Raw genomic sequence first — 18,265 nt, forward strand, 5'->3', positions numbered from 1 at the left:
AGGCACACGATGATCACCGCGCCCCAGTCCCTGCGAGCAGGCATGTACCCACGCTGGTGGCGTATTGCAGCAGCACGCGCGCTCATGCGGACTGTGCTGACGGTGATGGTCGTGGTCATGTCATTCGGACCGGTCGCAGCGCCGGATGAGCGCGTCATGCAGTCGGCGGACGCGGCCGACGTCGCGCTGGAGGACGTCGTGCGACAGATCAAGCTCATTGACCAGGCCTCCCGCGAGGTCCTCAGCTTGCGCAGTTCGCCAGACATCGAACAGGAACTTGCCCGCATCGGGCAAGCCCGCCAATACACCCATGCGGCGCTCAAGCGTCTCGGTGCCACGGTTCGTGACAGCCAGGGGTTGCGTTTGATGGCGAATGTGCGTGACGCAGGTGCGCGTTATCAGCCGCTTCAGAGAAGCTTTGAGCGGCTGGTGCGTGAAGCCCGTATCGACGATGCGCGCGACCTCTTCCTGGGCGATCTGCGGCCCGCACAACTCGACTACTTCTCCGAAGTGAAGAAGGCGTTCAGACATCAGCAGGCCCATGTGGCTTCGTTGACACGCGAGGAGAGCCTGTACATCGTGCCGCGTTGGCTCATCGGCGGCGTGATCGGCCTGGCGGCCTTGTTCTATGTCCTCGCCTTTGCGCTGTGGCGCTGGATGGAAGCGACCGAGGTCGACCCAGCAGCCCAAGTCTGCGAGTCGGGCGCTCCCAGGTCTTGAAAAGAGCCGCAAGTTGGTGCCTTCTCGCCCCTTTGCGGCCTGCATTTCTTCTGGTCGCCGCCGATAAATCACAGTAGGCAGCAATCACAACGACTGCCCTAAATCAACAAGGTAAAAAGCAATGTCCGGAAGCATGTTTTCCACCGGGTTGAGTGGCCTCAACATCGCAAGAACTGCACTGTTGGTCACCTCCCACAACACAGCGAACGTCAACACGGAGGGCTACAGCCGCCAGACCGCGATCATCAAGACGTCCGATGCCCTAGGTACCACTTCCGGCTTTATCGGAACGGGCGCACAAGTGACCACCGTGGCCCGCAGCTACGACAAATTCCTCACGACGCAACTGAGTGCGGCGCAGTCGGCCACCGAGGCGTTGAGCACCTACGGCTCTCAGATCAGCCAGGTCGATACGATGTTGATGGACACCAATGCGGGCCTGCCAACCTTGCTGCAAGGCTTCTTCACCGGCGTGCAGGCCGTGGCCAACGCGCCTGCCGACACTGCAGCGCGCCAGCAGCTCATCAGCGCGGCCTCTACGTTGTCCAACAAGTTCCGCTCCACGGACAAGTACCTGAGCGACCTCAATGAAGCGATCAATCAGCAGATCGACAGCAGTGCCACCCAGATCAATGGCTATGCGAAGCAGATCGCGACTCTGAATAAGCAGATCGGCCAGCTCAGCGCCGTAGCAGGGGGGCAGCCGCCCAACGACCTGCTCGATCAGCGAGACCAGCTGGTCAATTCGCTGAGCAAGCTCGTGAACGTCAAGGTGCTGGAGCAGGACAATGGGCAGTACAACGTGTTCATCGGATCGGGTCAGTCGCTGGTGCTGGGCACTCATTCGTCTGAAGTCTCGTCGGTGAACTCGGCGGCCGACCCCACGCGCAAGGCCATTGCACTGGTGGACTTTGCCGGCAAGACCAACGAGGTGCGCGACGGCGTGATCAGCGGCGGCTCGCTCGGCGGGCTGATGTCCTTTCGCGAGCAGACCCTGACGCCCGCGCAGAACGCGATCGGCCGGCTGGCCATGACGCTGTCTGACACGGTAAACGCGCAGCAGAAGCTGGGCATCGACCTCAGCGGCGCGTTGGGCAAGGACCTTCTGACGACCGCCACACCGGGTGTGTTTTCCAACGCGCGAAATTCGGGCGACCTGACGCTCAGTGCCAGCGTCTCGAACGTCTCCGCGCTGACCACCAGTGATTATTCGGTCGCAGTGGGCCAGAAGATGGTCAGCGGCGTGCCGACGCTGACCTATTCAGTCACGCGACTTTCCGACCAGAAGGCCGTGGGCTCCTTTGTGGGGACGGACTTTCCGGTGACCTTCGACGGCGTGACCGTGGCACAAGCCAGCGGTACGGCCAAACCGGGCGACTCGTTCCTGGTACAGCCGACGCGTACCGGGGCACGCGATCTGGATGTTCTGGTGAACGATCCTGCGAAAGTTGCGGCGGCCGCCGCCGTCGCGACGAGCAATACGCCGACCAACCAGGGCAATGGCGTGATCGGCGCTGCCCTGGTCGATGCGGCCTATCCTGGCTCGCCGTTGACAGCACCCATCAAGTTGACGTTCGACGCCGCCAGCCAGAGTTTCACCGCATCGCCTGCGCTCCCCGCCTTTACCGTCACGCCAACCGATGGCAGTTCGGCGAGCTACGCGGCGGGCGCTGCCATTCCCTACACGGCGGGAGCAACCATCAGCTTTGGCGGAGTGTCGATCAAGCCGACGGGCAAGCCCGCAACGGGCGACACCTTTACCATCGCCAGCAACGCAGGCGCCGTGACGGACGGCACCAACATGCTGCTGCTGGGCAAGCTCCAGACCACCAACACCATCGGTAACGGCACAAGCACGTTCAACACCGCCTATTCGCAACTGGTCAGCGAGGTGGGCAGTCGCTCGCTCGAAGTGCAGATCGCTGAGACCACGCAGACCAGCGTGAAGAGCCAGATCCAAGCCAGCCAGCAATCGATCTCAGGTGTCAACCAGGACGAGGAGACCGCCAACCTGTTGATGTACCAGCAGATGTACCAGGCCAATGCGAAGGTGATCCAGGCCGCCTCGGACATGTTCAACGCCATTCTGGGCATCAGGACCTGAACGCCAGCGTGCGTCCCCATCTTTTCGGAAGTTCATCATGCGTATCAGCACCCAATCCTTCTACCAGCAAGGCGTCGCCGGAATGGCATATCAGCAGCAGCGCGTATTTCGCGTGCAGCAGCAGATTTCGGCCAACACGCGGATCATCACCGCCTCGGACGATCCGGTCGGCGCTGCACGTGCGCTCGGCGTGAGCGAGACGCTGGCCAAGTCCGACCAGTACAAGACCACCCGTGACCGTGCAACGCTGGCGTTGTCCAACGAGAGCAGTGCGCTCGACAGCGTCACATCCATCCTGCAGAACGTCAGGTCCACCATCGTCCAGGCAGGTAACGGCACGCTGTCCGACGCGGATCGCACCACCCTTGCCACCACGCTCCAGAGCAGTCTGGACCAGCTCGTCGGGCTGGCCAATACGGGCGATGGCAATGGCCAATACATGTTCGGCGGCCACCGCAGCGGATCGGAGCCTTTCGTCAAGCAGGCCGACGGCAGCTATCAGTACATCGGCGACCAGGGGCAGCGCCTTATGCAGATCGACACTTCGCGCCAGATGGCGAGTTCGGACGATGGCAGAAGCGTATTCCAGTCGGTCCAGGGTGGGTCGGGCTACGTGGCTTCCAGCGGCAGTGCCAACACCGGTTCGGCCGTCTTCAGTTCGATCAGTACGGTGGATGCCACGGCGGCCAACTATGGCAGTGACTTCTCGATCAGCTTCACGGGTGGAAACTACACCGTGACCACCAAGGCGACACCGTCTGTGACCGTGGCGACGGGCGCCTACCAGGACGGCAATCCGATCGCGTTCGGTGGGTTGCAGGTCTCCGTTTCGGGCACGCCGGCCGATGGCGACAAGATCGATGTCTCGACCGCGAAGAATGCGGGCACCGACATGTTTGGCGCGATCTCCGATCTGGTCGCCGCGCTGCGCAAGCCGATTGCGGGAGGAGGCCCGGGCGCGCAGGCGCAGCTTCTCAATGCGTTGAGCACGGCCAACGTGAAGATGAAGAACAGCTACGACAATGTGGCGACGGTGAGCTCGTCGGTGGGATCGCGACTCAATGAAATCGAGGCCCTCGACACTGCCGGTTCGTCGCGCAAGTTGCTGGACCAGACCTATCTGTCGCAGTTGCAGGACCTGGATTTGGCGTCGGCCCTGTCGGACGTCGTTGAGCGAAAGACGGCGCTGACGGCAACGCAGAAGACCTTTGCGGCGCTTCAGGACATCGCACTGTTCAACTACGTCAAGTAACGGTCAAGAGAATCGGCGGCGCTCAGGAATGCAGCGCTGCCGTGAACTGCATGAGCAACTCGATGCCTTGCGCGATGCGGGGCTCCAGAAAAGCCGACAGCCGAGGCACCAGCAGTTCAAGCATGCCGATGCCGAAGAGCAGCGTGAGCGGAAAGCCGATCGAGAAAACGCTGAACTGCGGCGCCGACCGATTGAGAATGCCCATGGCCATGTTCAGAATCAGGAGCGCGGTGACCAGTGGCAATGCGAGCAGCAGTCCATGTTCGAAGATGCGCGCGCCGGCAAGTGCCAGCACCATCCAACCGTTGGCCGCCAACGGTGCATCCGCGATGGGCAGTGTGCGAAAGCTGTCGGACAGTGCCTGGATCAACAGAAGGTGCCCGTCGAGCGCCAGGAAGATGAGCATGGCCAGCATGTTGAGCAGACGTGCCACGACCACGGTGGTGCCTCTGCTCATCGGATCGTAGAAGGAAGCGAAGGACAGTCCCATCTGCAGGCCGATGTACTCGCCGGCGGCCTGCACGGCGGCAAAGACCATACGCATCGTCCAGCCCATGGCCGCGCCGATGATCACCTGCTGGGCAATGATCCACAGACCTCCGACGGACACGATGGGCACAGAAGGAATCTGCAACGTGGGGCCGAGCAACAGCGCGAACATCGCTGCGCAGCCGACCTTGACCTGGCGCGGCACCCAGGATTCGCCGAAGACCGGTGCGGTGCTGAACAGCGCCAGCATGCGCACGAAAGGCCAGAGGAAGGTGGTGGTCCAGAGCTCGAGCTGGCCCGAGGACACCGACAGGATCGACTGCATCAGCCCAGCAGCTGGGGGATGCTGGAGAACAGCCGGGTCATGTAGTCGACCATTTGCGCGAGCATCCAGGGGCCGGCAAGCACCATGACGGCGAACACGGCGAGCAGTTTCGGGATGAAGGACAGTGTGGCTTCATTGATCTGCGTGGCTGCCTGGAAGATGCTGACGACCAGGCCGACAACCAGCGCGACGAGCAGCATCGGCGCGCCGAGCAACAGCGAGACCTCGATGGCCTGCGTGCCGACGGACATGACGGATTCGGGGGTCATGGCGAATGCTCCGTGTCAGAGATAGAAGCTCTTGGCGAGCGCGCCGATGAGCAGTTGCCAGCCATCGGCCAGCACGAAGAGCATGAGCTTGAAGGGCAGGGCGATGGTGGCTGGCGGCACCATCATCATGCCCATGGACATCAGGACGCTGGCCACCACGAGGTCAATGATCAGGAACGGAATGAAGATGGTGAAGCCGATCTGGAAAGCCGTCTTCAGTTCGCTGATGACATAGGCCGGCAGCAGGATGCGCAGCGGCACGTCTTCAGGGCCCTGCATGTCCGGTGCCTTGGCCAGGCGGGCGAACAGCGCCAGGTCCGACTCGCGGGTTTGCTTGAGCATGAAGGTCTTCAGTGGCGCAACGCCACGCTCGAGCGCTTGTTCCGCGCTGATCTTGCTGGCCGAGAACGGCACGTAGGCGTCGTCGTAGATCTTGTCGAAGACGGGTGCCATGACGAAAAAGGTGAGAAACAGCGAGAGTCCCACCAGCACCTGGTTGGGTGGAGACGACTGGGTGCCGATGGCCGTGCGAAGAAGGCCGAGCACGATCAGGATGCGGGTGAAGCCGGTCATGCTCAGCAGCAGCGCCGGCAGCAGCGAAAGCGAGGTCAGCAGCACCAGTGTCTGCACGCTCAGCGACCAGTTCTGGCTGCCGCCGGGGCCGGGTGTGCTGGTGAGTCCGGGCAGGCCCTGTGCGGCGGCATGGGTCGACATCAGGCCGACGAGCACGGCTGCGCCGAGCGCCCACAGGCGCGCGCGGTTGGGAATGCGGGTCATGGGGTAGGGCGCAGCCGGGCGGAGAGGCTGTCGCGCAGACGCAGCGCGAAGGGCGCAAGCGAAGGCAGCGGCTGCGCGGGCGCGGCGTCGTGGCTCGCCTGCGCCGGCAGGGTGTGCAGGGTCTGCACGTTCTGGGCGGTCACGCCGAGCACCAGCCAGGTGCCGGCCACCTCAACCACGACCACGCGCTCGCGCTGGCCGACCATCGACGTCGACACCACCTTGACCAGGCCGTTACCGCCCATGCGGTGCACGCCAAAGCGGCGCCCGAGCCAGGCGCACAGGAAAATCGCGCCCACCACGACCAGTGTGCCGAGGACGGCCTGCAGCATGCTTGATCCGCCAGAGGACGTGCCGGCTTCGAGGGCGGGCGACGGCACCAGCGGCAGCGCGGCGTGCGCGGCCATGGCGCAGGCGCTCGCCAGCGCGCCGGCAAGCAATGTGCGAAGTCGGATCGTGTTCATGTGCGGCTGAGCTTCTGGATGCGTTCCGAGGGCGTGATGATCTCGGTCAGCCGGATGCCGTATTTGTCGTTCACCACCACCACCTCGCCCTGCGCGATCAGGTAGCCGTTGATGAGCACGTCCAGCGGCTGGCCGGCCAGGCCGTCGAGCTCGACGACCGAGCCCTGCGACAGCTGCAGCAAGTTCTTGATGGTCAGCCGGGTACGGCCGATCTCGGTGGTCAGCTGAACCGGCACGTCGAGCACACGCTCGATGTCCACCGAATTCGAATTCCTGGCGTGGCCTTCGGGCAGTTGCTGGAACACGGCCTGCTCGACTGGAGCGGGAGCTGGCGCGGGTGCTGGTGTGGGTGCAGGCGGTGGCGCTGAGGCGGCCGTCTGTTCGGCCAGTGCGCTGGCCCAATCGTCGAGCCCTTCGTCGGTGGAATTGGAGTCGGTCATGATCTTTTCTCTGAAATCTCGTCTTGATGGTTGATCATCTGCTGGACGCTCAATGCATAGTGGTCGTTGGACACGCCGTAGCCGCACTTCATGATCGGCACGCCGTCCACGCGCGCGAGAACCGTGTCGGGAAGCTCGATGGGCAGCACGTCGCCCACGCGCAGCTTCATCAGCTCGCCGACCGTCGAATGCAGCGTGGCGAAGTCGGCCGTGAGCTGCACGTCGGCACTTTGCATTTGCCGCGACATCTGTTGCACCCAGCGCTTGTCGACTTCGACCTCGTCCTGCATCGGTTTGGAGAGCAGGTCGCGGATCGGCTCCACCATCGAATAGGGGATGCACACGTGCAGGAAACCGCCCACGGGACCGAACTCGATCTGCAGCGTGGTGTTGATCACCACCTCGTTGGGCGCGACGATGTTGGCCAGCTTGCCGTGCATCTCGGCGCGGATGTAGTCGAATTCGATCGGGAACACCGGACGCCATGCTTCGGCATAGCACGTCAGCGCGAGGTCGAGCATGCGGCGGATGATGCGTTGCTCGGTGCGGGTGAAGTCGCGGCCTTCCACGCGCACGTGGTAGCGGCCATCGCTTCCAAACAGGTTGTCGACCACCAGGAAGACGAGCTTCGGGTCGAACACGAACAGGGCCGTGCCGCGCAGCGGCTTCATGTGCAGCATGTTGATGTTGGTGGGCACCGGCAGGTGCCGTACGAACTCGCCATACTGCTGGATGTTGATCGGGCCCACCGAAATGTCGGCGCTGCGGCGCATGAAGCTCAGCAGCGAACCACGCATGTTGCGTGCAAAGCGCTCGTTGATGACCTCCAGCGTGTGCATCCGCCCGCGCACCACACGGTCGGGTGCGCCGAGGTCGTAGACCGGCAGTCCACTGGTGGCCGTGTTGGGCTTGGAAGTCTGGTCGACCTCACCGCCCGTGACGCCTTGCAGCAGCGCATCGACCTCGTCCTGCGAGAGAACCTGATCATAGGACATGGGTAGCCTGACTCTGCGCGCTCATTGCACCACGAACGAGTTGAACGAGACGCCGGCGACCTTGATCGCGGCTTCGTTGGCGTCGGACGCCTTGTTGAGTTCCTTCAGGATCTCGTCGGCGAGCTTGGTGCGGTCTTCCGCGGTGATCAACGTATCGGCGGCGCGGTTGGACAGCAGCAGCAGCACGCGGCTTCGCAGTTCGGGCATCTGCTCGACCAGCTTGGCCTTGGTCGGCTCCGAATAGACCTTGAGGGTCAGCCCGACATGCAGGAAGCGCGCACGTCCTTCGGATTGCACGTTGACCGTGATCGGTTCCATTGGCACGAAGATCGGCTTTTCCACCACGGGCTCGGCATGCTTGGCCGGGCCTGCTGCGCGTCCGAAGTAGAAGTAGGCGCCCGCTGCACCTCCCAGCGCGAGGACGACGGCCACCACGATCACGAGCAGCTTCTTGCTGCGTGGAGGGCTTGGATTATCTGCAGGAGGTTTGGTGGTAGCCATGGCGTATGTCGGTATCGAATAACGTTGATTCTTACGGAGGCTGACGCCGAACAAGTGCCGATGAGAGGGGTGAAAGTCCTGCAGATCTGCCCATGCGGCGCAGCTTCATTCAAGCGAACGTGGTAAAGCCGGCCCCGTTGCGAAGGACTTGCATGACGGGAGGCGCTTCGATGAGGGGCGCTTGCGTCGTGGCGTTGGTCGAATCCAGCGCCGACGTGCGCGAAGGCGGCGTCGGATTGCGCTGCTCGCCACTGCCCGTGCCGGCGAAGAAGGCCTGTCCCGGATCGGCGCCCACCGAGGTCTGGCCCAGGCTGATGCCCTGCGAGGCGAGTGTGGTTCGCAGCTGCGGCATGGCCGCCTCCACCGCTTGGCGCACACTTTCGTGGCCGGACATGAACATCGCCTGTGCCTGGTTGTCGGTCACGGACAGGCGCACTTTCAACGGGCCGAGACCGATAGGGTTGAGATCGAGTTCTGCGACGTGGTCGCCCTTGGCGGCGATACGGATCATGTGCTGGCCCAGCGCTGGAGCCCAGGCGTCGCTGCCCACGGGCGCCGCAATGGCCGCGCGCACCACGGTCTCCATGCCGGCGCCCGCGTTGCTGGCCTGCGCTGTGGATGCGGCGCCGCCGGGGGCCACTGGCGGCGCCGTGGCTGCATCTGCGTCCATGTCGCCAGCGCTCTCGCCCTTGGAGGCGCGCGCGGTAACGGCAGACACTGGCAGTGGGGTTGTGGCGATGCTTGCAGTGGCCACCGGGGTTGAAGCGGTCTGCGCATCGTCGGTGGCCTGCGCAGCAGAGGGCTCGCCCTTGAGCTGACGTGCGGCAAGGGCGGGCCGCGGCGTATCGCCCGCGGCGGGCGTGTGCTGCAGCAAGGCCGCGTCCTTTCCCTCCAACCTGGCCGGGGCGACCCCCTTGTCAGGGCCACCGCCAGCGGCGTTGCGAAGCTGCTGGTCTGCTTGGCTATCGAGTGCGGCAAGTGCGGCAAGGGTTTGGGTCACGGCCGTATCGGTCGCCGCGGTCGCGGTTTCGGAGGTCACCGCTGCGGCCGACGTGCCGTCCCGTTCGAGCGCCGAGCGGCGCGCCGCTGCATCGGCAGCCGAGGCTGCAGCGATGGTCGCTGATGCCTGCGTGCCGGAGGCCGGCGGTGCCAGGCTGCTTGCCAGCCTGGCCGCCTCGAGCGATGGGCCCATCCATGCGGTCAGCAGCAGGTCATCGGTCGGCATGTCTTCGTCAGCGTGGGCCTTGGATGTGGCAGCGGGCGTACCGGTGGCCGGCGTCTTGCTGCTGTCCGTTGCTTCCAGGCGTGTGGCCGTTCTGGCACGCGATTGCTCCAGCGCCGCACCGAAGCTGCCTTGGGTGCCTGTCCGGTTGCCGTGCCAGGCAGACGTCGCCACATCGGCGCCTTCTGCTGCGCCGGTTCTGTCGATGTCCTGGGGGGACCCTTGACTTTTTCCGCCCGCGCCGGTCGTGGTCGATGCGGCGCGGGTGGGTCTGGCGTCGGTCGCGGCGGCATGGGGCTGCGGGGCGACAGGAGAAGAGAGCGTGAGTGCAGTGGTCATGGTAGGTCCCCGTTCAGCCGAATGACCGCGAACCGCGCTGTGCGAAAGCGCGACCGGAGCGTTCGTCGCTTTCGCGCTGCTCCTGCTTGCCTTGCGCGAGACGCAGTTGTGTTGCGGCGCGTTCGGCGAGCGTGTCGAATGAATTCAGTTTCCGGCGCTGCTGCTGCCAGTCGACGCGGCCGCCGTCGAGCTGGCTGGTCGAGTGGTTGGCGATGGCGCGCTGCTGCTCGATGGCGCGGTCGAGCGTCTGCAGGAAGCGCTGGTAGTTGCTCCACTGCGCGGAGGGCATGCCACTGTCCATGAGCAGCTGCAACTGGTCATAGTAGCCCTGCCTGTATTCCAGCAGCATCGTCAGGCGCTGATGGGTGCTGGTATGCGCGGTCTGCAGCACGCCCAGCCTTCGCGCCGCATCATCGGTGCGCGTGGTGGCCAGACTGATCAGGGTGTCGAGCGGAAGCTTGCGTGACATGAGAGGCTCCAGGGGATTCAGGCGGGTGTGAACAGGCTGCGCATCTGGGAAACGCAGCTTGCGTAGTCCGAGCGTTCGTGCATGGCCTGTTGCAGGAAGTGCTCCATGCGCGGGTACAGCGCAATGGCGCGGTCAAGCTGCAGGTCGTGACCGGGCGCATAGGCGCCTACGCTGATCAGGTCGCGGTTGCGCTGGTAGCGCGACAGCATCTGCTTGAAGGTGCGCACGCTGTCGAATTGCTCGGGTGTGATGAGCGAGGTCATGGCACGGCTGATCGACGCCTCGATGTCGATGGCCGGGTAGTGCCCGGCCTCGGCCAGCGAGCGCGACAGCACGACGTGGCCATCGAGAATGGCGCGCGCCGAATCCGCAATCGGGTCCTGCTGGTCGTCGCCTTCTGACAGCACTGTGTAGAAGGCGGTGATCGAGCCGCCGTTGCCGTCGGCATCGCGCGCACCGTTGCCTGCACGTTCCACCAGCGCTGGCAGCTTGGCGAAGACCGAAGGCGGATAGCCCTTGGTGGCGGGCGGTTCTCCCACGGCCAGCGCGATCTCGCGCTGGGCCATGGCGTAGCGCGTGAGCGAGTCCATGATCAGCAGCACGTCCTGGCCCTGGTCGCGGAAGTACTCCGCCAGGCAGGTCGCGTAGGCAGCGCCCTGCAGGCGCATGAGCGGTGAGTTGTCTGCCGGTGCGGCCACCACCACGGCGCGGGCCAGGCCTTCGGCGCCCAGTGTGTGTTCGATGAAGTCCTTGACTTCACGGCCCCGCTCGCCGATCAGGCCGACCACGATGACGTCGGCGCTGGTGTAGCGCGCCATCATGCCCAGCAGCACGCTCTTGCCGACACCCGAACCGGCGAAGAGGCCCATGCGCTGGCCACGGCCGACGGTCAGCAGCGCGTTGATGGCGCGCACGCCGGTGTCGAGCACCGAATCGATGGCCGCGCGCGACAGCGGATTGATGGGCGGCGAACTCAGCGGCACACGTCGGCTGATCTTCAGCGGGCCCAGGCCGTCGAGCGGCCGGCCGGCGGCATCGACGACGCGGCCGAGCATCCCCTCGCCCACGGGCAGGCGCTTGGCGCGAAAGCCTGCTTCGGTGGCGTCGCCCGGGTCGGTGTCGGGACGCGCAAACACGCGCGCACCCGGCAGCAGGCCGGAGACCTCGGTCTGCGGCATCAGGAACAGGCGGTTGTCGGCGAAGCCGACCACCTCGGCCTCGGCGTGGCGCTGTGGATGGCCTGCAGGCAGCTCGATCAGGCAGTCGCTGCCCACGGGCAGTTGCAGGCCGACGGCTTCGAGCACCAGACCGACGGCACGGGTGAGGCGGCCGGATTCGGTCGAAGGCGTGCAATGCGCGCTGGCCTCGCCGGCCTGCGCCAGCGCGGTGCGCCAGGATTGCACGTGGGGGTTGGCGACGGTGGCCATGGGATGTCAGCTGCCCGCGCGCTGGGTCGTGGCCAGCACGGCAGTCGCCACGCGGTGCCAGCGGGTTTCCAGCGTGGCATCGCGCTCCCCGCTGCTCGTGACGACGCGACAACCGCCACGCGCGATGGACGCGTCCGCGCACAAATGCCAGCCGGCCACCTGCAGTTCGCTGCCCAGGCTGTTGGTCACCAGGGCGATGTCCTCCGGATGCAGCATCAGGCGGGGTTCGCCGGTGAGTGCCGGTTCGCTGCGCAGTGCTTCACGCACCCAGGGCAGCACCCACTCGGGATCGGCCTCGAGGGTGCGGTGCACCACGCGGCGGGCGATGTTCAGGGCCAGCGCGACGATGGCATCGGACACATCGGCTTCCGCGAGCTTGAGCGCAGCGGGCAGCGATTCGGCCAGTCGCAGCAACTGCTGGGCATGCGCACTGGCGCCCGCCAGGCCGGCGGCGATGCCTTCGGTGTAGCCCTCCGCGTGGCCTTGCGTCCAGCCGTCGAGGCGGCCCTGCACCTGGGCGGCGGCCGTGCTTTCCTGCAGGGCGCGCAGCCGTTCCAGGTCGGCGGCCGAAGGCACGTATTCCTGCACCGGCAGCGGTTGCATCGCGTGCGCCGGTGTCGTCGGGCCGATGGTGCGGGTGCGCTGATTGTCGAGGCTGGTGCCGAGGTTGGCCATCTCCCAGAGCTGCCAAGGGCGCGTGCCCTGGGATCGGCCCGGCGTTGCCGAAGCGGCGGAGCTGGACGTGTAGGCGGCCGCAAGGCGGCCGCGCGGGCTGCTGCCCGCAGAGGTATCAAACGAAGTCATCGGTGCCTGTCGAAATCACGATGTCGCCCGCATCCGCCAGACGGCGAACGATCTGGAGGATGGCCTTCTGGTGCATCTCGACCTGGGACACGCGCACAGGGCCGCGCGTCTCGATGTCCTCGCGCAAGGTCTCGGCGGCGCGGGCGGACATGTTGAGAAGAAACTTGTCGCGAACGTTCTGGGCGGAGCCCTTGAGCGCGATGATGAGCGCCTCCGACTCGACATCCTTGAGCAGGCGCTGGATGCTGCGGTCTTCCAGGGTCAGCAGGTTCTCGAAGACGAACATCTCGTCGACGATGCGTGCGGCCAGGATCTCGTCGTGTTCGCGGACATGGGCGATCGCCTCTTCTTCCTGCGTGGTGTTCATCAGGTTGACGATCTCCGCCGCTGTGCGCACACCGCCCAGGCGGCTGCGCTTCAAGCCTTCGCCCGAGAGCATGTCGGTCAGCACCTCGGTCAGTTCGGCCAGTGCGGCAGGCTGCACGCCGCCGAACGTGGCCACGCGCATGATGATGTCGTGGCGAAGTCGTGCGGGCAGCTTCTCCAGCACCTCCGAGGCCTTCTTGCGGCTCAGGTGGATGAGCAGCGTGGCCAGGATCTGCGGATGTTCGTCGCGGATCAGTTCGACCACTTCACCGGCTTCCAGGTCGTTCAGGCGCTCGATGCCGCCGTTCGGACGGTCGGGCTGCAGGATGTCTTCGAGCAGGTTGCTGGCCCGGTCGTCGCCCAGTGCCTTCTTGAGCACGGCACGCACGTAGCCACCGGAACCCAGATGCAGCGCGGAAAGCTGTTCGGTCTCCAGGCGAAACTCCGCGAGGATCGACGCGAGTTCATCCTTGGTCACGTGACTGAGCTTGGCCATGGCCAGGCCGACGGCCTGGACCTGCTGGGTGGACAGTTGCCCGAGCGCCGCAGCAGCACGGTCTTCACCCATCGACATCAACAGGATGGCGCTCTTGCGGGTTCCGATTTCATTCATCGCGGGTCATCCAGTTGTCGATCATCATGGCGACCAGGCGCGGGTCCTTGTCTGCCACCTGATGGGCATAGTCCAGGTCCGATTGCTGGCGCTCGGCGGCGCGTTGCTGCATCGCCGCGGCCTCGGCCGCCGTGACTGCGGCGAGTTCCTCGGCCGTCGGCGGCGTGGAGGTCTCCAAGATTTCGCCGGCGGCTGTTGCGGGTGGCGGTGCGAGGTGTTTGCGCAGCAGCGGTCGCAGCACGGCAAACCAGGCGAACAGGGCGAACAGCGTCAGCAGCAGGTAGGGCAGCGCGCTACGGGCCATCGCGATGTTCTGCGGATCCTTCCAATAGACGACCGGTGCGGCGGCTTCTTCGGCGGGCTCCTTGGCGAACAGGCTGTTGACCACATTGAGCGAGTCGCCGCGCTCCTTGCTGAAGCCCATGGCTTCCTTGGTCAGGTTGGTAATCTGCTCGATCTCCACCGGCGTGAGTTCGCGTTGGGTCGGCTTGCCGGTGTTGTCGGCCGTGCCGACATGGTTCACCACCACCGCCACGGAGAGTCGGCGCACACCACCGGCGCCTTGCTGGCTGTGGCGGATCGTGCGGTCGACCTCGTAGTTGGTCGTCACGTCCTTGCGTGTGTTGCTGGGGCCGGACGGGGCGGCCGCAGCCTGTGGTGCCGTCGTCAGGGTGTTGGGCGCTCCCGGCTTGGCCGCTGTGGTAATCGGTGCGGTCGGATTGGCCGGAGGCTGGTTCGACAGTGCGCCGGGTACGCCACCCGGCGGCGTGGCGCCCAGCTGGGCCGACTCGCTGGAGAGCTGACTGCGCACCGCCGCTGCGCCGGGCGTCTGGTTGGGACGGTATTTTTCTTCGGTGTTCTCGACCACTGAGAAGTCGATGTCGGCCACCACCTGCGCCCGCACATTGGCCGTGCCGAGCATCGGCTGCAGGATGGCTTCGATGCGGCGGATGTAAGTCTGCTCGACCTCCTGCGTGTATTTCACCTGCCCGAGATCCAGGCCGCGCGTGGCGCTGTTGGCCGCCGACAGCAGGTTGCCGCGCTGGTCGATCACCGTGACGCTCTTGGGGTCCAGGTCGGGCACGCTGCTCGACAGCATGTGCACGATGGCGCTGACCTGGCCCTCATCGATCGAGCGGCCGCGATACAGCGTCACGACCACGGAGGCCGAGGGCTTCTTCTGCTCGCGCACGAAGAGCGATGGCTTGGGCAGTGCCAGGTGCACACGGGCCGATTCGACCGTGCCGATGGATTCCACCGAACGCGCAAGCTCCCCCTCGAGCGCACGTTGGTAATTCACCTGCTCTGCAAACTGGCTGGTGCCGAACTTCTGGTTGTCCATCAGTTCGAAGCCCACACCCGCGCCCTTGGGCAAGCCCTGGGCTGCCAGCTTGAGGCGCAGCTCCGGCACTTTGTCGCCCGCCACCAGGATGGCGCCCCCGCCTTCGGAGAACTTGTAGGGCACGTTCATCTGCTGGAGCGACGCGATGATGGCGCCGCCGTCGCGTTCGGCCACGTTCGAATACAGCACCTTGTATTCAGGGCCACGGTTCCAGAGCATGAAGGCCGCCGCGGCCGCCACCAGCGTGGCCGCGCCGATGATCATCGGCAGCTTGGGCTGGGCGCGCAGCTTGGCCAGCATCGCATTGGCAGGAGCTTCGACGTGGAGCGCGTCCGCCGTGGCAGCCGTGCTCATCGGTAAGCCCTCTGTGAGCGGTGGGGGGCGCAGCGGTCCAAGGTCATCTTGTTCTGAAAAAGGGGAGGGGCCTGAGGTTCGGCGGGCATCTGCAATGCAGGGTCCACCGGCTTTGGGTCTGGCAGTCATTGTCGGCAGCACCCCGCCTTTTCATTGCCCGAGCAGCCGGGGCTTTGTGCGTCAGTTGCGGGTATCCGAACGGGGGGTGCGCTGCTACGCTGCCTGCCATCCCAAGCACACCACCGTACTCACACGAGGCCTTCCCCATGTCGATTTCCGCCATCGAATCCGTCCTGCAGCAGATGCGTACCACCGCCCTGCAGACCGCCATGCCGTCGAGCGCCAGCGCTGCGCAGGGCGCCCAGGGCGGCTTTGCCGCGGAGCTCAAACGCTCCATCAACGACATCAGCGCCGTGCAAAACCATGCCTACGGCCAGGCCGAGGCCTTCGAACTTGGAAAACCCGGCGTGGCGCTCAACGATGTGATGGTGGACATGCAAAAGGCCAGCATTGCGTTCCAGACCGGCTTGCAGGTGCGCAATCGGCTCGTGACTGCTTATCAGGAAGTGATGAACCTGCAGGCCTGAGGGCGTGTGTTCCAGAGGGCGGCTCAACTTTTTGCAGCATGGCCCTCAAGGTTTCGGGGGCCTCGCCGATAACCTTCATAGCGATGGCTTGGCTCCCCAGGGTGGGGAAAGGATCCAGCGCTACGGCGAGAGCCGGAGTCCACAACCCTAGCAGTAAACAGGAACATCATCATGGCTTCAGTCATCAACACCAATTCGCTTTCGCTCCTCACGCAGAACAACCTGACCAAGTCGCAGTCGGCGCTGAACACCGCCATCCAGCGCCTGTCGTCGGGCCTGCGCATCAACAGCGCCAAGGACGATGCCGCCGGCCAGGCGATCGCCAACCGCTTCTCCGCCAACATCAAGGGCCTGACGCAAGCCCAGCGCAATGCCAACGACGGCATCTCGCTGGCGCAAACGACGGAAGGTGCACTGACCGAAGTCAACAACAACCTGCAACGCGTCCGTGAGTTGACGGTGCAAGCTTCGAACGGCACGAACTCCGCTGCCGACAAGGCTTCGATCCAGGCTGAAATTACCCAGCGCCTGAGCGAAATCGACCGTACCTCGGCACAGACCGACTTCAACGGCGTGAAGGTGCTGTCCTCGTCGGCCAAGCCGCTGAGCGTCCAAGTTGGTGCGAACGACGGCCAAAGCATCAGCATCGGCCTGACCGAGATCAGCTCCAAGACCCTGGGCCTGACGGGCTTCAACATCGACGGCACGGGCACCGCCAACACGGCTGCCGGCGCGACGGACCTGTTGGTCGCTGGTTATGCCAAGGGCACGACGACTGCCGGTGTGACCACGTACAGCCGCACGCTGAACGCAACCAGCAACGGCGCAGTCGCCGCTGACGTGTTCGCCAAGATGCAGGACACCGGCACCGCCACCGTCACCGGCGGTGCGGTGTACACCTACAGCGCTTCGACGCAGAGCTACACCGGCGCGGAAACCGCGCGCAGCGCCACCAACACGATCGCGGCGATCCAGCCGCCGTCGGGCGGCAGCGTGACGGCCACGGTCAAGCTCGGCAGCAGGACGACGGACGTCAAGATCGACAGCAGCGGCAACCTCACCGACGCTGCCGACGGCTCGGCACTGTTCCTGGATTCGGGTAACAACCTGACCAAGACGGGCACGGGCACCACGGTGGCCGCCACGCTGTCGAGCCTGGTCGATAACACCAACGGTATCAAGACCGCCGGCGACTTCATCAAGATCGGTGCCACGGGTGCAAAGTACACCCTGAATACCGCTGGTGCAGGCACTGCGGCCACGTTCGACGTCACGGGTGAAACCGCCTCGGCCGCAACGGTCCAGGCCAAGGTCATCTCGGCTGGCGGCTCGGTCGACATCGACGGCGCTGGCGCCACGGCAACCCAAGCCATCGCCGCTGGCGGCGTGGCTACCGGTGCTTACATGGGCGTCAACGGCCTGACCACGACGGCAGCGGAATCTGTCAGCCTGCAGGCCAATGGCAATGTCACCAGTGCCAATGGCGCCCTGGTGTATGTCGATTCTGCCAAGGCTGGCCAAGTGACGGACAAGAGCGTCAGCAATGCAACTGCCACGGTCAACCCGCTTGCAGCTGTCGATGCGGCCATCGCCAAAGTCGACTCCCTGCGTGGCGCGCTGGGCGCGGTGCAGAACCGCTTCGACTCGGTGATCGCCAATCTGGGTACCACGGTGACCAACCTGTCTTCCTCGCGCTCGCGCATCGAAGATGCTGACTACGCGACGGAAGTCTCGAACATGTCGCGCGCCCAGATCCTGCAAAAGGCCGGTACCTCGGTGCTGGCACAGGCCAACCAGAGCACCCAGGGCGTGCTGTCGCTGCTGCAGTAATCGCAGCGCCGCCGTCGCCTGAGCCTCGGGCACAGAGCGACGGCGTTGGTTTCGACCAGGGCGGGCTCGGGAAACTCCGCAGTCCGCCCATTCTTTATTTCGAAGTCTGTGGCCTCTTTTGGCGGCAGACAAGCTTTATTCAACAGGTGCCGAGCCATGTCCCCTCATGCCGTTTCCGTCCCAATGATCACCGCGCGACCTGGCGTTGCCGCCAACAGCGCGTTCCACGCGTCGGGTGATGCTTCGACAGTCGAACGACGCGACGTGACGCAGTGGGGTGGTGCGGCTGTCGCAGCGGCACCAGCCGACGCGCTGGATGCGAAGCGGCTCGAACTGGCCGTGCATGGGATCAACAACGCCATGCACATCCGCAGCATCGGCGTGCAGTTTCAGGTTCAGCAAGACACGAACCAGTTGGTGGTGAGGGTGGTTGACCGCGACAGCGGGGTCCTTATTCGCCAGATTCCGTCGGAAGAGGCGCTGCGCCTGTCGATGCTCCTGAACCCGGCGCCCGTGGCGCTCTTCCAGCGGCACGGTTGAGGCGATACGCGCCGTCCCGCAGCACTTTTCCATTCG

Annotated in this window: 19 protein-coding genes; 6 read left to right on the top strand and 13 right to left on the bottom strand. The window is 65.0% G+C overall.

The annotated features are described in order from the left end of the window. Window positions 1-9: 9 nt before the first annotated feature. The 3 genes from J2W36_RS22660 (at window position 10) to flgL (ending at window position 4,076) form a co-directional block, all read left to right on the top strand. Complete coding sequence (locus tag J2W36_RS22660) at window positions 10-720, top strand: MCP four helix bundle domain-containing protein (RefSeq protein ID WP_307692035.1); 711 nt, start codon at window positions 10-12, stop codon at window positions 718-720. Window positions 721-853: 133 nt separating this feature from the next. Then, window positions 854-2,824, top strand: a complete 1,971-nt coding sequence (gene flgK, locus J2W36_RS22665; protein ID WP_307692105.1) for a flagellar hook-associated protein FlgK — start codon at window positions 854-856, stop codon at window positions 2,822-2,824. A 37-nt stretch (window positions 2,825-2,861) separates the two neighbouring features. Further along, window positions 2,862-4,076, top strand: coding sequence for a flagellar hook-associated protein FlgL (flgL, locus tag J2W36_RS22670; protein ID WP_307692036.1), 1,215 nt, complete (start codon window positions 2,862-2,864; stop codon window positions 4,074-4,076). A 22-nt stretch (window positions 4,077-4,098) separates the two neighbouring features. Here flgL and fliR read toward each other — a convergent pair whose 3' ends face one another. The 13 genes from fliR to fliF form a co-directional block, all read right to left on the bottom strand. Continuing rightward, window positions 4,099-4,890: a flagellar biosynthetic protein FliR gene (fliR, locus tag J2W36_RS22675; protein WP_307692037.1), complete on the bottom strand. Its 792-nt coding sequence runs from the start codon at window positions 4,888-4,890 to the stop codon at window positions 4,099-4,101. After that, window positions 4,890-5,159, bottom strand: coding sequence for a flagellar biosynthesis protein FliQ (gene fliQ / locus J2W36_RS22680; RefSeq protein WP_307692038.1), 270 nt, complete (start codon window positions 5,157-5,159; stop codon window positions 4,890-4,892). The genes fliR and fliQ overlap by 1 nt, the downstream gene beginning before the upstream one ends. A gap of 15 nt (window positions 5,160-5,174) precedes the next feature. After that, complete coding sequence (gene fliP, locus J2W36_RS22685; protein WP_307692106.1) at window positions 5,175-5,873, bottom strand: flagellar type III secretion system pore protein FliP; 699 nt, start codon at window positions 5,871-5,873, stop codon at window positions 5,175-5,177. A gap of 59 nt (window positions 5,874-5,932) precedes the next feature. Continuing rightward, window positions 5,933-6,400, bottom strand: a complete 468-nt coding sequence (fliO, locus tag J2W36_RS22690) for a flagellar biosynthetic protein FliO (protein WP_307692039.1) — start codon at window positions 6,398-6,400, stop codon at window positions 5,933-5,935. Then, window positions 6,397-6,840, bottom strand: coding sequence for a flagellar motor switch protein FliN (gene fliN / locus J2W36_RS22695; protein WP_307692040.1), 444 nt, complete (start codon window positions 6,838-6,840; stop codon window positions 6,397-6,399). Before fliN ends, fliO begins: the two co-directional genes overlap by 4 nt. Continuing rightward, window positions 6,837-7,835, bottom strand: a complete 999-nt coding sequence (gene fliM / locus J2W36_RS22700) for a flagellar motor switch protein FliM (protein ID WP_307692041.1) — start codon at window positions 7,833-7,835, stop codon at window positions 6,837-6,839. The genes fliN and fliM overlap by 4 nt, the downstream gene beginning before the upstream one ends. A gap of 21 nt (window positions 7,836-7,856) precedes the next feature. Beyond that, window positions 7,857-8,336: a flagellar basal body-associated FliL family protein gene (locus tag J2W36_RS22705; protein ID WP_307692042.1), complete on the bottom strand. Its 480-nt coding sequence runs from the start codon at window positions 8,334-8,336 to the stop codon at window positions 7,857-7,859. Between the two features lie 109 nt (window positions 8,337-8,445). Further along, complete coding sequence (locus tag J2W36_RS22710; RefSeq protein ID WP_307692043.1) at window positions 8,446-9,897, bottom strand: flagellar hook-length control protein FliK; 1,452 nt, start codon at window positions 9,895-9,897, stop codon at window positions 8,446-8,448. A gap of 13 nt (window positions 9,898-9,910) precedes the next feature. Beyond that, window positions 9,911-10,366 carry a flagellar export protein FliJ gene (gene fliJ, locus J2W36_RS22715; protein WP_307692044.1) on the bottom strand — a complete coding sequence of 152 codons (456 nt, stop codon included), beginning with the start codon at window positions 10,364-10,366 and terminating at the stop codon, window positions 9,911-9,913. Window positions 10,367-10,383: 17 nt separating this feature from the next. Beyond that, a complete protein-coding gene (fliI, locus tag J2W36_RS22720) occupies window positions 10,384-11,793 on the bottom strand; it encodes a flagellar protein export ATPase FliI (protein ID WP_307692045.1) in 1,410 nt (469 codons plus the stop codon). 6 nt (window positions 11,794-11,799) lie between these two features. Next, a complete protein-coding gene (gene fliH, locus J2W36_RS22725) occupies window positions 11,800-12,597 on the bottom strand; it encodes a flagellar assembly protein FliH (protein ID WP_307692046.1) in 798 nt (265 codons plus the stop codon). Continuing rightward, window positions 12,584-13,576: a flagellar motor switch protein FliG gene (gene fliG, locus J2W36_RS22730; RefSeq protein WP_307692047.1), complete on the bottom strand. Its 993-nt coding sequence runs from the start codon at window positions 13,574-13,576 to the stop codon at window positions 12,584-12,586. The genes fliH and fliG overlap by 14 nt, the downstream gene beginning before the upstream one ends. Beyond that, window positions 13,569-15,272 carry a flagellar basal-body MS-ring/collar protein FliF gene (fliF, locus tag J2W36_RS22735; RefSeq protein WP_307692048.1) on the bottom strand — a complete coding sequence of 568 codons (1,704 nt, stop codon included), beginning with the start codon at window positions 15,270-15,272 and terminating at the stop codon, window positions 13,569-13,571. Before fliF ends, fliG begins: the two co-directional genes overlap by 8 nt. A 266-nt stretch (window positions 15,273-15,538) precedes the next feature. On the opposite strand from fliF, the gene fliE reads away from it, so the two are divergent. The 3 genes from fliE to J2W36_RS22750 all read left to right on the top strand — a co-directional run bounded on the left by fliE (window position 15,539) and on the right by J2W36_RS22750 (window position 18,229). Then, window positions 15,539-15,859 (top strand): flagellar hook-basal body complex protein FliE, encoded by a 321-nt coding sequence (fliE, locus tag J2W36_RS22740; RefSeq protein ID WP_307692049.1) that lies wholly within the window; start codon window positions 15,539-15,541, stop codon window positions 15,857-15,859. Window positions 15,860-16,030: 171 nt separating this feature from the next. Then, window positions 16,031-17,689: a flagellin N-terminal helical domain-containing protein gene (locus tag J2W36_RS22745; protein WP_307692050.1), complete on the top strand. Its 1,659-nt coding sequence runs from the start codon at window positions 16,031-16,033 to the stop codon at window positions 17,687-17,689. Between the two features lie 156 nt (window positions 17,690-17,845). Then, window positions 17,846-18,229, top strand: a complete 384-nt coding sequence (locus J2W36_RS22750) for a flagellar protein FlaG (RefSeq protein WP_307692051.1) — start codon at window positions 17,846-17,848, stop codon at window positions 18,227-18,229. The last annotated feature ends 36 nt before the right edge of the window (window positions 18,230-18,265 follow it).

Source organism: Variovorax ginsengisoli (assembly GCF_030811835.1).
GTDB classification, from domain to species: domain Bacteria; phylum Pseudomonadota; class Gammaproteobacteria; order Burkholderiales; family Burkholderiaceae_C; genus Variovorax; species Variovorax ginsengisoli_C.

Coding starts and splice junctions, on each gene's coding strand:
- J2W36_RS22660 (WP_307692035.1), top strand. CDS start 10: ATGATCACCGCGCCCCAGTCCCTGCGAGCAGGCATGTACCCACGCTGG.
- flgK (WP_307692105.1), top strand. CDS start 854: ATGTTTTCCACCGGGTTGAGTGGCCTCAACATCGCAAGAACTGCACTG.
- flgL (WP_307692036.1), top strand. CDS start 2,862: ATGCGTATCAGCACCCAATCCTTCTACCAGCAAGGCGTCGCCGGAATG.
- fliR (WP_307692037.1), bottom strand. CDS start 4,890: ATGCAGTCGATCCTGTCGGTGTCCTCGGGCCAGCTCGAGCTCTGGACC.
- fliQ (WP_307692038.1), bottom strand. CDS start 5,159: ATGACCCCCGAATCCGTCATGTCCGTCGGCACGCAGGCCATCGAGGTC.
- fliP (WP_307692106.1), bottom strand. CDS start 5,873: ATGTCGACCCATGCCGCCGCACAGGGCCTGCCCGGACTCACCAGCACA.
- fliO (WP_307692039.1), bottom strand. CDS start 6,400: ATGAACACGATCCGACTTCGCACATTGCTTGCCGGCGCGCTGGCGAGC.
- fliN (WP_307692040.1), bottom strand. CDS start 6,840: ATGACCGACTCCAATTCCACCGACGAAGGGCTCGACGATTGGGCCAGC.
- fliM (WP_307692041.1), bottom strand. CDS start 7,835: ATGTCCTATGATCAGGTTCTCTCGCAGGACGAGGTCGATGCGCTGCTG.
- J2W36_RS22705 (WP_307692042.1), bottom strand. CDS start 8,336: ATGGCTACCACCAAACCTCCTGCAGATAATCCAAGCCCTCCACGCAGC.
- J2W36_RS22710 (WP_307692043.1), bottom strand. CDS start 9,897: ATGACCACTGCACTCACGCTCTCTTCTCCTGTCGCCCCGCAGCCCCAT.
- fliJ (WP_307692044.1), bottom strand. CDS start 10,366: ATGTCACGCAAGCTTCCGCTCGACACCCTGATCAGTCTGGCCACCACG.
- fliI (WP_307692045.1), bottom strand. CDS start 11,793: ATGGCCACCGTCGCCAACCCCCACGTGCAATCCTGGCGCACCGCGCTG.
- fliH (WP_307692046.1), bottom strand. CDS start 12,597: ATGACTTCGTTTGATACCTCTGCGGGCAGCAGCCCGCGCGGCCGCCTT.
- fliG (WP_307692047.1), bottom strand. CDS start 13,576: ATGAATGAAATCGGAACCCGCAAGAGCGCCATCCTGTTGATGTCGATG.
- fliF (WP_307692048.1), bottom strand. CDS start 15,272: ATGAGCACGGCTGCCACGGCGGACGCGCTCCACGTCGAAGCTCCTGCC.
- fliE (WP_307692049.1), top strand. CDS start 15,539: ATGTCGATTTCCGCCATCGAATCCGTCCTGCAGCAGATGCGTACCACC.
- J2W36_RS22745 (WP_307692050.1), top strand. CDS start 16,031: ATGGCTTCAGTCATCAACACCAATTCGCTTTCGCTCCTCACGCAGAAC.
- J2W36_RS22750 (WP_307692051.1), top strand. CDS start 17,846: ATGTCCCCTCATGCCGTTTCCGTCCCAATGATCACCGCGCGACCTGGC.